Consider the following 13,767-nt stretch of genomic DNA (forward strand, 5'->3'; position numbering starts at 1 on the left):
ACTTCCTCAATGAAGCGCCTTATTCACTCAAACTGCATGAACAGGGAGACATACTGAAAGGGTATGAATTGTGTTGCGTTGGTTTATGGGATTTTTTAACGCGGCGTATGAGTATCATTTGCGCGACCTGTTGCGCAAGCCTTAAAGAACGACGCGTTTCACTCATAAAAGCGACGATGACGGGAGTTTGTTCTAATTCTTATAAATAACCTTTTGTTATAAAAACGCTTTTTTAAACATAAATGTGAATAATCGTCAGCATCAATTATTTTCCTTCAAAGTTTCATTCGCTCAATTTTCATACTCTTCAAACAATGCGTGATCTGTAGCCCAAATAATAAACAAAGCTTGTAAAGCCCCTACAATTAACGTTTTTGCGACATATTATTAACATCTTACAAGGAGAAAAAAAGCCATGAGCCAAATACATAAACACGACATTCCCGCAAATATTGCGGACCGTTGCCTGATCACCCCGGAGCAGTACCACGAGAAATATCAGCAATCTATCACCGCCCCGGACACCTTCTGGGGCGAGCAGGGCCATATCCTTGACTGGATCAAACCTTATCAGAAGGTGAAGAACACCTCCTTTGCACCCGGCAATGTCTCCATTAAATGGTATGAAGATGGCACCCTGAACCTGGCGGCGAACTGCCTCGATCGTCACCTTACCGAGCGCGGGAACGAGACGGCCATCATTTGGGAAGGCGATGATGCCTCGCAAAGCAAACATATTACGTACAAAGAGCTGCACCGCGACGTGTGCCGCTTCGCCAACGTCCTGCTGGAAAAGGGCATTAAAAAAGGCGATGTAGTCGCTATCTATATGCCGATGGTGCCGGAAGCGGCGGTGGCCATGCTGGCCTGCGCGCGTATCGGCGCGATCCACTCGGTGATTTTCGGCGGGTTCTCGCCAGAGGCGGTTGCGGGCCGTATTGTCGATTCCAGTTCAAAACTGGTGATCACCGCCGATGAAGGCGTGCGCGCCGGGCGCGGTATCCCACTGAAGAAAAACGTCGACGAAGCGCTGAAAAACCCGAACGTCAAAACGGTCAGTAACGTTATCGTCCTTAAGCGTACCGGCGGCAAAATCGACTGGAACGAGGGGCGCGACCTGTGGTGGAGCGACCTGATTGAGAACGCGAGCGACCAGCATCAACCGGAAGAGATGAACGCAGAAGATCCGCTGTTCATTCTTTATACCTCCGGCTCCACCGGTAAGCCGAAAGGCGTGCTGCACACCACCGGCGGCTATCTGGTCTATGCGGCCACCACCTTCAAATACGTCTTCGACTACCATCCGGGCGACATCTACTGGTGTACCGCCGACGTGGGCTGGGTTACCGGACACAGCTATCTGCTGTACGGCCCGCTGGCCTGTGGCGCAACCACGCTGATGTTTGAGGGCGTACCAAACTGGCCGACCCCGGCGCGTATGTGTCAGGTGGTCGACAAACACCAGGTCAACATTCTCTACACCGCGCCAACGGCGATCCGCGCATTAATGGCGGAAGGCGATAAAGCCATCGAAGGCACTGACCGCTCTTCATTGCGCATCCTCGGTTCCGTGGGTGAGCCAATCAACCCGGAAGCCTGGGAGTGGTACTGGAAGAAAATCGGTAACGAGAAATGCCCGGTGATGGACACCTGGTGGCAGACCGAAACCGGCGGTTTCATGATCACTCCGATGCCGGGCGCCACGCAGCTGAAGGCCGGTTCCGCAACCCGTCCGTTCTTCGGCGTGCAGCCTGCGCTGGTGGATAACGAAGGCAACCCGCTGGAAGGCGCCACCGAAGGCAACCTGGTGATCACAGACTCCTGGCCGGGTCAGGCGCGTACCCTGTTCGGCGATCACGATCGCTTCGAGCAGACCTACTTCTCGACCTTTAAAAACATGTACTTCAGCGGCGACGGCGCGCGTCGTGACGAAGATGGCTATTACTGGATAACCGGGCGCGTGGACGACGTGCTGAACGTCTCCGGCCACCGTCTGGGCACCGCTGAGATTGAATCGGCGCTGGTGTCGCATCCGAAGATTGCCGAAGCCGCCGTGGTCGGTATTCCGCACAACATCAAAGGCCAGGCGATTTACGCCTATGTCACCCTGAACCACGGCGAAGAGCCGTCGCCTGAGCTCTACGCTGAGGTGCGCAACTGGGTGCGTAAAGAGATTGGCCCTCTGGCGACGCCGGACGTGCTGCACTGGACCGACTCGCTGCCCAAAACCCGTTCCGGCAAAATTATGCGTCGTATCTTGCGCAAAATCGCGGCTGGAGACACCAGCAACCTCGGTGATACCTCAACGCTCGCGGATCCTGGCGTGGTGGAAAAACTGCTCGAAGAGAAGCAGGCCATCGCGATGCCTTCCTAGTGTTTTCTCCCTCTCCCTGTGGGAGAGGGCTGGGGTGAGGGCATCAGACCGCACCTTCCTCCCCTCACCCTAACCCTCTCCCCAAAAGGGAGAGGGGACTAAAAACAAACCTACCTTACCTTTGGAGACTCTGTGATGAATAACGATATTTGTCAGCAGATAGAGAATAGTGCGCACTACAGGGAGCTCGTCGATAAGCGGCAACGGTTTGCCTTCATCCTTTCCATCATCATGCTGGTTATCTACGTCGGCTTTATTCTGCTGATCGCCTTTGCTCCGCACTGGCTGGGCACCCCGCTGCACGAGGGGACCAGCGTGACGCGCGGTATTCCGATTGGCATTGGCGTGATTGTGATTTCATTCTTGCTGACCGGCGTCTACGTCTGGCGCGCGAACGGTGAGTTCGATCGTCTTAACAGAGAAGTCCTGCGCGAGGTAAAAGCATCATGAAGCGAGTTCTGACGGCGCTCGCCGCCACACTTCCCTTTGCCGCCCACGCGGCGGATGCCATTACCGGCGAGGTCCAGCGCCAGCCAACCAACTGGCAGGCCATTGTGATGTTCCTGATTTTCGTCCTGCTGACGCTGTACATCACCTACTGGGCGTCGAAACGCGTACGCTCCCGTAACGATTACTACACCGCTGGCGGCAACATTACCGGCTTTCAGAACGGGCTGGCGATCGCGGGTGACTTTATGTCCGCCGCCTCGTTCCTCGGGATCTCCGCGCTGGTGTACACCTCCGGCTATGACGGCCTGATTTACTCCCTCGGCTTCCTCGTCGGCTGGCCGATCATCCTGTTCCTGATTGCCGAGCGCCTGCGTAACCTGGGCCGCTATACCTTCGCTGACGTGGCATCCTATCGCCTGAAGCAGGGGCCGATTCGCACCCTCTCTGCCTGCGGCTCGCTGGTGGTGGTGGCGCTGTACCTGATTGCGCAGATGGTCGGCGCGGGTAAATTGATCCAACTGCTGTTCGGCCTGAACTACCACATCGCGGTGGTGCTGGTTGGCGTGCTGATGGTGATGTACGTCCTGTTCGGCGGCATGCTGGCAACCACCTGGGTGCAGATCATCAAAGCCGTCCTGCTGCTGTTCGGCGCCAGCTTTATGGCCTTTATGGTGATGAAACACGTCGGCTTCAGCTTCAATAACCTGTTTACCGAAGCGATGGCGGTCCACCCGAAAGGGGAAGCGATCATGAGCCCGGGCGGGCTGGTGAAAGACCCGATATCCGCGCTCTCGCTCGGTCTCGGACTGATGTTCGGCACCGCTGGCCTGCCGCATATCCTGATGCGCTTCTTTACCGTGAGCGATGCGCGTGAAGCGCGCAAGAGCGTCTTCTACGCCACCGGTTTCATGGGTTACTTCTATATCCTCACCTTTATCATCGGCTTTGGCGCGATCATGCTGGTGGGGGCGAACCCGGCGTTTAAAGACGCGGCGGGCGCGCTGATTGGCGGTAACAACATGGCGGCGGTGCACCTGGCTGACGCGGTGGGCGGTAACCTGTTCCTCGGCTTTATCTCCGCCGTGGCCTTCGCCACGATTCTTGCGGTAGTTGCAGGGCTGACGCTGGCCGGCGCGTCTGCGGTGTCGCATGACCTCTACGCCAACGTTATCCGCAAAGGCGCGAGCGAGCGCGACGAGCTGAAGGTCTCGAAAATCACCGTGCTGGTGCTGGGCGTGGTGGCGATTCTGTTAGGCATTCTGTTCGAGAAGCAGAACATCGCCTTTATGGTGGGGCTGGCCTTCTCGATTGCGGCAAGCTGTAACTTCCCGATCATCCTGCTCTCCATGTACTGGTCGAAACTGACCACGCGCGGCGCGATGATTGGCGGCTGGCTGGGGCTGCTGACGGCGGTGATCCTGATGGTTCTGGGCCCAACCATCTGGGTGCAGATCCTCGGTCACGCAAGCGCCATCTTCCCGTATGAATACCCGGCGCTGTTCTCTATCGCCGTGGCGTTTATCGGCATCTGGTTCTTCTCGGCCACCGACAATTCGCCGGAGGGTAACCTGGAGCGTGAGAAATTCCGCGCCCAGTTCATCCGCTCACAAACCGGTCTCGGCGTCGAGCAGGGCCGCGCGCACTAAGCCTTTCTCCCCGGTCATTCTGGCCGGGGAGCTTAAAACATCACCCACGCCACCAGCGGCGCAATCAGCACCATTACCACGCCCGAAAGCATCATCACCAGGCTTGCGACAACGCCCTCCTGCTGGCCCAGCTCATACGAACGTGCCGTGCCCGCCCCGTGCGACGCCGCGCCAAACCCCGCGCCTTTCGCCATCCCTTCACGGATCGACAAGCGCAGGAACAACATATCGCCGACCGCCATACCAAACACACCCGTCACGACAACAAACAGCGCCACCAGATCCGGCTGCCCGCCGAGCGGTTTAGCGGCCGCCAGCGCAAACGGCGTGGTCACCGAACGCACGGCCAGGCTGCGCTGAATTTCATCGGGCAGCGTAAACAGCCGCGCCAGCCAGACGGAGCTGCACACCGCCACCACCGTGGCGGTGATCACGCCTGCGCTGAGCGACATCCAGTGGCGTTTGATAATGGCGAGATTGTCGTAAACGGGGACGGCAAAAGCGATGGTCGCCGGGCCGAGCAGCCACAGCAGCCAGTGGGATTCGCCAATGTAGTTTTGCCAGGAGATATGGCCGAAGACCAGCATCAGCACCAGCAGGATCGGCGTGAAGACCAGCGGCATCAGCGGTAGCGCGTGAAAGCGGCGATAGAGCCGCTTGTTGGCAAAGTAGATAATTAGCGTGGCAACCAGGCACAGCACGCTAACCTGAAAGTTAGTCATGTTTATGCCTGCTGATTTCAAAGCGATACACTTTATCCACCACCCAGGCGGTCGCCCCCAGCACCATCAGCGTACTCAGCGCGATAACCGCAAAGATTCGCCAGCCGTCCACCATCAGCAGCTGCGCATAGTTCACCACCGCCACCACCGCCGGAACAAAGAACAGCAGCATCTCCGCCAGCAGCCAGCGCGCCCCGGCGCGCACCCAGTTAAGGGGGATCACGCGGCACAGAATAAGCGTCAGCATCAGCAGCATCCCGACAAGATTGGCGGGCAGCGGCAGATGCAGCCAGCCGACAAGATATTCCGCGAAAACAAACAGTCCCGCGTAGAGCAGTACCTGCACCGGGACCTGGAGTCGTTGCACAACGGCAGGCGTAACACGGCTTAACGCCACGGCCATGGGGGTTTTCCTCAAAAATGAGACGAGGCGCCAGTATAGAGAGCGCACGGTATGGACTGAAATGAATTAAAATCATCAAAGGTATAGTTTCGAGGAATAATCATGGACATAAGAACGCTGCGCTATTTTGTCGAAGTGGTTCGTCAGCAAAGTTTTACCCGCGCAGCGGAGAAGTTGTTTGTTACCCAGCCTACTATCAGCAAGATGCTGAAAAACCTCGAAGATGAACTGAACTGTACCCTGCTGATCCGCGACGGGCGCAAGCTGTTGCTGACCGACACCGGACGCGTGGTGTTCGAACGCGGGCTGGCGATTCTGGCGGAGTTTCGCCAGCTGGAAGCAGAGCTGGGCGATATCAATCATCTGAAGAAAGGTGTGCTTCGCCTCGGCATTCCGCCAATGGTGGGGATGATGATGGCCGGGCCGATCGGCCTGTTTCGCCAGCGTTATCCCGGCGTTGAGCTGAAGATTTCGGAGTTTGGTGGGTTAACCGTCCAGCAGGCCGTCACCAACGGCGAGCTCGACGTGGCAATGACCGCCCTTCCCGTTGAGGAAGAGAGCGGTCTGGCGACGCTTCCGCTCTTTAGCCACCCGCTGTGCGTGCTGGTTCCCCGCTCCGGCGACTGGCTGAAGCGAGACTCGGTGAGACCTGAACTGCTCGGCGAGCACCCTCTGCTGATCTACAACGAAGACTTCGCTCTCAGCCGCCAGCTGATGACGCTGTTTAACCAGCATAACGTCAAGCCGCGCATAGCGGTGCGCAGCGGACAGTGGGATTTCCTGGCGGCGATGGTGCAGGCCGGCGTGGGGATTGCCATTCTGCCGCAGCCTATCTGCGAGCGTCTGGATAAAAACACGCTGCGCTGGATCCCGCTTGAGAGCGACCTGCACTGGCAGCTGGGGATGATCTGGCGCGAAGGGGTGTATTTATCGCAGAGCGCGCAAGCGTGGCTGCAGTGTTGTGAGGGGTTTTGGGTGCCCTCACCCTAACCCTCTCCCACAGGGAGAGGGAACCGATCGAGCACGTAGGCCGGGTAAGGCGAAGCCGCCACCCGGCAAAACAGCGCTACTGATTCTCTATCAACAGCGCTTCCAGCAGGTCCAGATCGTGCAGCAGCTTTTGCAGCGTTTCGTTGCTGATCTGCCGCGTGGCGCGCAGATGGTACAGCTCGGCACGCTCGGAGCGCAGCGCCGCCAGGCGGAACCGGCGCTCCAGGTTCTCCTCCTGCAGCGAACTTTCCACGTCGTTGCGCCCGTCAGCGCGGCGGCGCAGGTTACCAATCACGCGGGAACTGACTTCCGTCAGCAGCTGATTGTCGATGTTCTCTTCCGCATCCGCGGCCAGACGCTCTTCCATTTTCTGAATCGCGACAATTGCCACTTCGGCAGTCGCCGCCCGGGCAATACGTTCTTCTTTATGCTGCTGGGTCGAATCACCGGCATCAATATGCTGGAGTAAAATCGGCAGCATAATCACGCCGACAAACAGTGAGAACAGAATCACGCCCGCCGCCAGGAAGACCAGCTCGTAGCGCGCCGGGAAGACGTCGCCCGTAGGCAGCAGCAGCGGAATGGAGAGCACACCAGCCAAAGTGATCGCCCCGCGTACGCCCGCAAAAGAGGCGATCAGCAGCTCACGCGTTGTCCACGAGCCGAACTCCATCGGCTTTTTCTTCAGGAAGCGCACGCTGAATCTCTTCATCGTCCACAGCCAGCCGAAACGCACCAGCATCAGCGCCAGGTAGATCAGCACGATGTCGGTAAACAGCATCCAGACCTCAACGTTCGGGTCGGCTTCGGCCGCCACCAGCGAGGATTCCATAATGCCCGGCAGCTGCAGGCCCAACAGCAGGAACACCATGCCGTTAAAGACAAATTCCAGCATGGCCCAGGTGCTGTTAGCACGCAGGCGCATGGCCAGCGGCGCGCGGCGCATTACGCCGGAGCGGGTGATGGTCATCCCTGCCGCCACCGCCGCCAGAATGCCCGACACGCCGATATGTTCGGCAATCAGATAAGAGGCAAACGGCAGCAGGAACAGCAGTACGATCTGCGTAGCGGGCTCATCGCCGCCCCAGCGGCTGAGGAAGCGCAATGAGCGGCCGTACAGCCAGCTCACCACGAAGCCTGCGAGAATACCGCCAATCGCTACCTTAAAGAATTCCAGGGTTGCGCCGCCGACGGTAAAGACCATCGTGCCCATCGCAACGGCCACGGCAAACTTCAGGGCAACCAGGCCGGAGGCGTCGTTCATCAGCGCCTCACCCTGTAAAATCCCCATGATTTTCTTCGGAATACGGCCTTCACCCACAATGCCGGACAGCGCCACGGCATCGGTTGGCGACAGCACGGCGGCCAGCGCAAAAGCCGGTATTAATGGAATACCCGGTACCGCCCAGTAGATCAGAAAACCAATCCCGACGACGGTGACCACCACCAGCGCCAGCGCCAGGCCGAAGATCTCGCGCCCGTGCTCAAGGAATTCGCGCGTGGGCGTTTTCCAGCCATCGGCAAACAGCAGCGGCGGGATAAACAGCACGAGGAACAGTTCGGGGTCAAATTCCACGTGCAGGCCAAACGTCGGCCACGCCAGCAGCGCGCCGATGGCAATTTGCATTAATGGCAGGGGGACCTGAAAGGGCAGTACGCGTGTAACCACCCCGGATAGCGAGACCACAAGGGTCATGATGAGTATTGTGAAGAAGATTTCCATGCGTTCCCTGTTTGCTGTGTTGCTTATGTACTCCGGAAGGCGTCGTGCCTTTTATTCTATCTTCCCCAGAGTAACGCAAAAGGCAACAGGATGAGTCCTGAAAATAAAAACGGGCGGCCTGAGCCACCCGTTTTCGCATCAAAGGACAACTTAGATTGCCCAGCCGCCCGCGTAGAATGCCACCAGCGCAACGGCGATAATCACGGTGCCAACGTTCAGCTTGCGCCATTCACCGGAAACCAGACGACCAATCACCAGCGACGCGAAGCCGATCATAATGCCGGTCACGATGTTACAGGTCAGCACGATGAAGACCGCGGTAATCAGGCCAGACATCGCGTCCACGAAATCTGCAAAGTCTATTTTCGCCACGTTGCTCAGCATCAGCAGGCCAACGTACATCAGCGCTGGCGCGGTCGCATACGCCGGAACCAGATAGGAGAGCGGAGAGAGGAACAGGATCAGCATGAACAGCACGCCGACGGTGATCGCCGTCAGGCCGGTTTTACCGCCTGCCGCCGTACCCGCTGCGGATTCGATGTACACCGCCGCAGGCGCCGCGCCCACCAGGCCGGAGAAGACGCTGCTCAGGGAGTCAGTGGTCAGCGCTTTGCCGCCATCAATAATCTGACCGTCTTTATCCAGCAGGTTCGCCTGACCGGCCACCGCACGAATGGTACCTGTCGCGTCAAACACGGCGGTCATCACCAGCGCCAGCACGCTTGGCAGGATCACCGGGTTCAGCGCGCCAACGATATCCAGGCTGCCAATCAGGGAGTTGCCTTTGTCATCGCTCAGCGACGGCATGGCGAAGATACCGGAGAAGTGCACGGTTGGATCGAAAATCAGGCCGACAACGGAAACACCGATAATGGTCAGCAGAATACCGCCCGGGACCTTCAGTTTTTCCAGACCGATAATCACCGCCAGACCGATCAGCGACATAATCACCGGGAAGCTGGCGAAGTGGCCCAGCGCTACCGGCAGACCGTCCAGCGGGTTCTTGATGACCAGACCAACGCCGTTGGCGGCGATCAGCAGCAGGAACAGGCCGATACCGATGCCGGTACCGTGTGCCACGCCCTGCGGCAGGTTGCGCAAGATCCAGCTACGGATGCCGGTCGCCGAAATCACAGTAAACAGCACACCCATCAGGAACACGGCACCCAGCGCAACCGGTACGCTGATGTGCTGACCCAGCACCAGGCTGAACGCGGTAAACGCGGTCAGAGAGATGGCGCAACCAATCGCCAGCGGCAGGTTCGCCCACAGGCCCATCACGATGGAGCCCACGCCGGCTACGAGGCAGGTCGCCACAAAGACGGCCGCTGGCGGGAAGCCTGCTTTGCCCAGCATGCCCGGCACAACGATGACGGAATAAACCATCGCCAGAAACGTTGTCAAACCGGCAACAATCTCCTGGCGCACGGTGCTGCCGCGAGCCGAAATTTTAAACATGGCGTCAAGTGAACCGCCAGTACGCGCAGATGGCGTAGACATAGAAAACATCCCCTGAGAGTTTTTTAGGAAGTCCGTAAGCGAGGTGGAGACGCCACTGCCAGCTGAACGTCAAATCCTTGTGTTGCGTTTGTGACGAAAGGGCGTCACAAAAAAAGCAAACGTTTAGCTCCGCGCTTACAAACGGGTGGTCAAATTAAGGCAAACGATTATCTAGCGTAATCCCCGCCCTTTTCAACTGAACTTTCTCGTTTTTCGCTAAAATTCACTTATGTCGCTGAAGAAATAAACAGAGGATGCGCAAACGTTATCGTCTATGCGCAATTTGTTTACATTTCAGTCCTCACCGGGAATAGATAACGGTCCCCCTTGCTCCAGGGTTCTTTGCCAGCCAGGGCTGTTCTCAACTTTTGTCTTCCATGCCTGAATATGCGGCAGATTAGCGATACCGCCGCGCGCCAGCAGCGCAAAGATCGGGAAGCTCATCTGGATATCGGCCATGCTGAGCGAATCCCCGGCAAACCAGCTATTTTCGGCAAGATGTGACTCAATAAAGCGCGCATGGGTCTCCAGCTGACGGTTGAGATACGCTTTCTGCACCCCCTGCCCCAGCGCTTTGCCCAGGGTTCTGATACCAAACGGCACCGGCGGCTTGCCGAGGCTGTTGAAGACCAGCTTCATTAACAGCAACGGCATCAGCGATCCTTCGGCGTAATGCAGCCAGAAGCGGTATTGCACCTTATGCGCCGGATCCAAAGGCTTAAGCCGCGACTCGGCATCGTACGTTTCCTGTAGATATTCCAGAATGGCGCCAGACTCCGCAAGAATCAGCCCGTTATCTTCGATGACCGGCGATTTGCCCAACGGATGCACCTTTTTGAGAGCCTCCGGTGCCAGCATGTTCTTTTCGCGCTGGTAGTGAACGATCTCATAAGGCAGGCCGAGTTCTTCCAGCGCCCAGATCGCGCGGTGCGAGCGCGACTGGTTAAGGTGGTGTACCGTGAGCATGGTTTTCTCCTGTTATTCATACTTTTTAACTATAGAAAATTGAACAACACCGCGAAAAAAATTCGTCGAAAAAACGGTCGATGAGGCTGGCGAAAAAACGGGTCTTGCATAGAATTAAAGTGTCAGCACAATCCGGAACCTCCCCAACCAGCTCGACACTGAGGGGTGCTGACGTCGGGGGAAACCCTCCCGTGAACCAGCGGGATAGAGTGAAAGACAAAGACCGGGAAAAACTAAAGCGCCCTTATGTGGCGCTTTAGTTCTTTATAATGCTTTTTACCGGCCGCACAAACTCAATCCTCTTCCAGCAACCGCGCCCCCGTCCCCTGCTCGCCCAGCCTGTCGCCAGGGTTACGCAATGGACAATCGCTACGCGACAGGCAGCCGCAGCCGATACAGCCATCCAGCTCATCACGCAGGACGACCAGCGTATGAATACGCCGGTCCAGCTCTTCACGCCACTGGGACGACAGCTCTTTCCACTCTTTCGGGCTCAGCGTATGCCCTTCCGGCAGCACGCCAAACGCCTCGCCGATCGTGGCCAGGGGAATTCCGATTCGTTGCGCAATTTTGATAATCGCCACGTAGCGGAGCACGTCTCGGGTATAGCGGCGCTGGTTGCCGCCGTTGCGGATGCTTTTAATTAACCCTTTGCTTTCATAGAAGTGGAGCGCCGATACCGCAACGCCGCTTCGCTTCGCCACTTCACCGGGAGTTAAAAGCGCTTTAAATCGCGGCAATCTCTTTTCCATAAAACCTCTTTACCTCAAGTTAACTTGAGGAATTATACTCGCCCGCAGAGAAAACGACGAATTAACCGAGATAGTTGTATCTACAGAGGGGCAACCTTATGTCGCATCAGCAGATTATTCAGACGCTTATTGAATGGATTGATGAACATATCGACCAACCGTTGAACATTGATGTGGTCGCTAAAAAGTCGGGCTATTCGAAATGGTATTTACAGAGAATGTTCCGCACGGTCATGCATCAGACGCTGGGCGAGTACATTCGCCAGCGCAGACTGCTGCTGGCGGCGCAGGCGCTACGCTCAACGCAGCGGCCCATTTTTGATATCGCGATGGACCTTGGCTATGTGTCGCAACAAACCTTTTCCCGTGTGTTTCGCCGCGAGTTTGACCGCACGCCGAGCGACTATCGCCACCAGTTGAATTAATCGCCGTCAGTGCAAAGGCTGCTGCTGCCAGGTCATAAATTCCTGGGGCGGCATCGCTTTCGCGAAGTGCCATCCCTGACAAAACTGGACGCCGCGCTTCAACAGCCAGCTCACCTGCTCTGCCGTCTCCACCCCTTCCGCAATGGTTTTCAGCCGCAGGCTTTGCGCCATCTCGATAATATGCTCGGCGATCAGGTGGCTGGTACTGTTGGTCGTTAAGGTATCGATAAACGATTTATCGATTTTCAGAATATCCACGTTCAGCGAGTAGAGGTTGTGCAGGTTCGAGTAGCCGGTACCGAAATCATCGATCGCGACTTCATAACCCGCCTGACGGAAAGCCTGAATCACCGGCGTGGTTTTTGGCACATCGATAAAACCGCGTTCCGTCACTTCTATTTTGATTTGCTGCGCACGGACGGCGTAGTGGCGGGCCTTGTCGGAAATCATGGCGATCAGCCGCGAGGAGTGGAAATCCGTGGCCGACAGGTTAATCGAAATATAGAGATGCGGATGCTCGGCCAGGAAATGACCCAGATCGTTGAACACCTCCTCAACGACATAGTCCGTAATCCGCTCGCTCATCCCCTCATTTTCCGCCAGCGGAATAAACTCTGCCGGGCTCATCACCTGGCCGTTAAAGCCAGGCCAGCGTAACAGCGCCTCCGCGCCCACACACTGGTTATTCTTAATATCAATAATCGGCTGATAGTGAACGCAAAGCTGTCGTTTGTTCAGCGCCCGGTGCAATAAGCGCCCCGGCGAATTGAGCTCACGATGGGTACGCGACCATACCAGCAAAATAATAATGCTGCAGATCATGCCCAGCGGCAGCGTCAACGTCGCCTGGTGATAAAGCGTTTCATAAAAGCGTTTATTTGATGTCGAGACAATGGCCGCAATCGGTCTTTTGGGAGATGTTACGATCGTATAAAAGCGGTTATCTTTTTGAAATACCGATTCCTTATCCCGAATCATCGAATTTAATAAAGAAACATTGGCTTTCTGGCTGACGGAAAAGAAAGCATTGGTTACCGTGTCGTACACACCCCAGGAGAGAGAATGATCCGCGGACATGACTTCGCTGTATGAAAGCGGGTTAACGACCACCACATAATTTCCGCGCTGCATATATGTCATTTTATAGCCAGTATAAAATGGGGTATCGCGATAATAATAGATAGCGACGTCAGGTTTACGCGTGTAATTAGCGACAGGAATGGCGTAGGGGTGATCCGGTGTAAAAACGGTCGAACAAAGAAAATTCTGACCTTCAGCGTAAATTAAATCGGCGACAAACAGGCGGCCACGAACAACGTTCAGCATATATTGACGGTGTCCCGGCGTGCAAAGCTCACCCTGATATTTTACAGCCTCGTCCCTGGCCAGCTCAACCTGTTGAATAACCAGCTCTGTTTTGTCTAAAGCCAGTTCAGCAAATGTGCGTAGCTGGGCGCTTGTTTCAGAAACGGCTCGTAGCTGGGCAAACCATAGCGCAAGCATCACCGGCAGCATAACTACCATGATGATCCCTACCACCCTGAGCATTTTGCGCCGCGCGCTACGATTCATTTCCCGCCCTATATCCCTGCATGTTGTACGCCTGTAGTAATGAAGGCCGGATGCTTTGTTAAACAGGTGATTACGTTGCATGAATCATGCGAAGTTAGCAACTGACTTTTAGTATTAAAAATCTTAAATTTCGTTATGCCGATAATATTTTCCCGTAAGTTAAACTGTAAGTATTCGTTCCGTTTCAATTAAGGAAAATAATTATCCAGCCCGTTTGGGCTGACGGGAAGATAACACAACAGAC

At 56.2% G+C, this 13,767-nt stretch carries 12 protein-coding genes; 5 read left to right on the forward strand and 7 right to left on the reverse strand.

What is annotated here, in order from left to right; translation table 11 throughout:
* Window positions 1-415: 415 nt before the first annotated feature.
* The 3 genes from acs to actP all read left to right on the forward strand — a co-directional run bounded on the left by acs (window position 416) and on the right by actP (window position 4,470).
* Window positions 416-2,374, forward strand: coding sequence for an acetate--CoA ligase (gene acs / locus DFO52_RS18385; protein ID WP_133550929.1), 1,959 nt, complete (start codon window positions 416-418; stop codon window positions 2,372-2,374).
* A 135-nt stretch (window positions 2,375-2,509) separates the two neighbouring features.
* Complete coding sequence (locus DFO52_RS18390; protein WP_063144972.1) at window positions 2,510-2,824, forward strand: DUF485 domain-containing protein; 315 nt, start codon at window positions 2,510-2,512, stop codon at window positions 2,822-2,824.
* Window positions 2,821-4,470 carry a cation/acetate symporter ActP gene (gene actP, locus DFO52_RS18395; RefSeq protein ID WP_133550930.1) on the forward strand — a complete coding sequence of 550 codons (1,650 nt, stop codon included), beginning with the start codon at window positions 2,821-2,823 and terminating at the stop codon, window positions 4,468-4,470. The genes DFO52_RS18390 and actP overlap by 4 nt, the downstream gene beginning before the upstream one ends.
* A 32-nt stretch (window positions 4,471-4,502) precedes the next feature.
* Here actP and DFO52_RS18400 read toward each other — a convergent pair whose 3' ends face one another.
* The gene (locus tag DFO52_RS18400) at window positions 4,503-5,192 is read right to left on the reverse strand and encodes an LrgB family protein (RefSeq protein ID WP_133550931.1); all 690 of its coding nucleotides are present in this window, start codon (window positions 5,190-5,192) and stop codon (window positions 4,503-4,505) included.
* Complete coding sequence (locus tag DFO52_RS18405) at window positions 5,185-5,595, reverse strand: CidA/LrgA family protein (RefSeq protein WP_021242769.1); 411 nt, start codon at window positions 5,593-5,595, stop codon at window positions 5,185-5,187. Before DFO52_RS18405 ends, DFO52_RS18400 begins: the two co-directional genes overlap by 8 nt.
* A 102-nt stretch (window positions 5,596-5,697) precedes the next feature.
* Here DFO52_RS18405 and DFO52_RS18410 point away from each other — a divergent pair, with 102 nt between their 5' ends.
* On the forward strand, window positions 5,698-6,585 hold the full coding sequence (locus tag DFO52_RS18410; RefSeq protein ID WP_047646879.1) for a LysR family transcriptional regulator: 888 nt from the start codon (window positions 5,698-5,700) through the stop codon (window positions 6,583-6,585).
* 76 nt (window positions 6,586-6,661) lie between these two features.
* Here the strand turns inward: DFO52_RS18410 and DFO52_RS18415 are convergent, their stop codons facing one another.
* From DFO52_RS18415 to soxR, 4 genes are all read right to left on the reverse strand, one after another.
* Window positions 6,662-8,308: a Na+/H+ antiporter gene (locus DFO52_RS18415; protein WP_029740207.1), complete on the reverse strand. Its 1,647-nt coding sequence runs from the start codon at window positions 8,306-8,308 to the stop codon at window positions 6,662-6,664.
* A 150-nt stretch (window positions 8,309-8,458) separates the two neighbouring features.
* Window positions 8,459-9,808 (reverse strand): guanine/hypoxanthine transporter GhxP, encoded by a 1,350-nt coding sequence (ghxP, locus tag DFO52_RS18420; protein ID WP_047646881.1) that lies wholly within the window; start codon window positions 9,806-9,808, stop codon window positions 8,459-8,461.
* Between the two features lie 294 nt (window positions 9,809-10,102).
* Complete coding sequence (locus DFO52_RS18425; protein WP_047646882.1) at window positions 10,103-10,774, reverse strand: glutathione S-transferase; 672 nt, start codon at window positions 10,772-10,774, stop codon at window positions 10,103-10,105.
* A 293-nt stretch (window positions 10,775-11,067) separates the two neighbouring features.
* A complete protein-coding gene (soxR, locus tag DFO52_RS18430; protein WP_133550932.1) occupies window positions 11,068-11,526 on the reverse strand; it encodes a redox-sensitive transcriptional activator SoxR in 459 nt (152 codons plus the stop codon).
* A gap of 98 nt (window positions 11,527-11,624) precedes the next feature.
* Between soxR and soxS the strand changes: the two genes are divergently transcribed.
* Window positions 11,625-11,951, forward strand: a complete 327-nt coding sequence (soxS, locus tag DFO52_RS18435; RefSeq protein ID WP_013095071.1) for a superoxide response transcriptional regulator SoxS — start codon at window positions 11,625-11,627, stop codon at window positions 11,949-11,951.
* Window positions 11,952-11,957: 6 nt separating this feature from the next.
* On the opposite strand, the gene DFO52_RS18440 is transcribed toward soxS, so the two are convergent.
* Entirely contained in the window at window positions 11,958-13,523 is a 1,566-nt protein-coding gene (locus DFO52_RS18440) for an EAL domain-containing protein (RefSeq protein WP_029740210.1), read from the reverse strand.
* Window positions 13,524-13,767 lie beyond the last annotated feature (244 nt).

The sequence above is a fragment of the Enterobacter sp. AG326 genome (genome assembly GCF_004362415.1).
In the GTDB taxonomy this organism is placed as follows: domain Bacteria; phylum Pseudomonadota; class Gammaproteobacteria; order Enterobacterales; family Enterobacteriaceae; genus Enterobacter; species Enterobacter asburiae.

Bases quoted from the DNA above. Each gene is read 5' to 3' on its own strand.
- soxS (WP_013095071.1), top strand. From the start codon at position 11,625: ATGTCGCATCAGCAGATTATTCAGACGCTTATTGAATGGATTGATGAA.
- DFO52_RS18400 (WP_133550931.1), bottom strand. From the start codon at position 5,192: ATGACTAACTTTCAGGTTAGCGTGCTGTGCCTGGTTGCCACGCTAATT.
- soxR (WP_133550932.1), bottom strand. From the start codon at position 11,526: ATGGAAAAGAGATTGCCGCGATTTAAAGCGCTTTTAACTCCCGGTGAA.
- actP (WP_133550930.1), top strand. From the start codon at position 2,821: ATGAAGCGAGTTCTGACGGCGCTCGCCGCCACACTTCCCTTTGCCGCC.
- DFO52_RS18415 (WP_029740207.1), bottom strand. From the start codon at position 8,308: ATGGAAATCTTCTTCACAATACTCATCATGACCCTTGTGGTCTCGCTA.
- DFO52_RS18425 (WP_047646882.1), bottom strand. From the start codon at position 10,774: ATGCTCACGGTACACCACCTTAACCAGTCGCGCTCGCACCGCGCGATC.
- DFO52_RS18410 (WP_047646879.1), top strand. From the start codon at position 5,698: ATGGACATAAGAACGCTGCGCTATTTTGTCGAAGTGGTTCGTCAGCAA.
- DFO52_RS18390 (WP_063144972.1), top strand. From the start codon at position 2,510: ATGAATAACGATATTTGTCAGCAGATAGAGAATAGTGCGCACTACAGG.
- acs (WP_133550929.1), top strand. From the start codon at position 416: ATGAGCCAAATACATAAACACGACATTCCCGCAAATATTGCGGACCGT.
- DFO52_RS18440 (WP_029740210.1), bottom strand. From the start codon at position 13,523: ATGAATCGTAGCGCGCGGCGCAAAATGCTCAGGGTGGTAGGGATCATC.
- DFO52_RS18405 (WP_021242769.1), bottom strand. From the start codon at position 5,595: ATGGCCGTGGCGTTAAGCCGTGTTACGCCTGCCGTTGTGCAACGACTC.
- ghxP (WP_047646881.1), bottom strand. From the start codon at position 9,808: ATGTCTACGCCATCTGCGCGTACTGGCGGTTCACTTGACGCCATGTTT.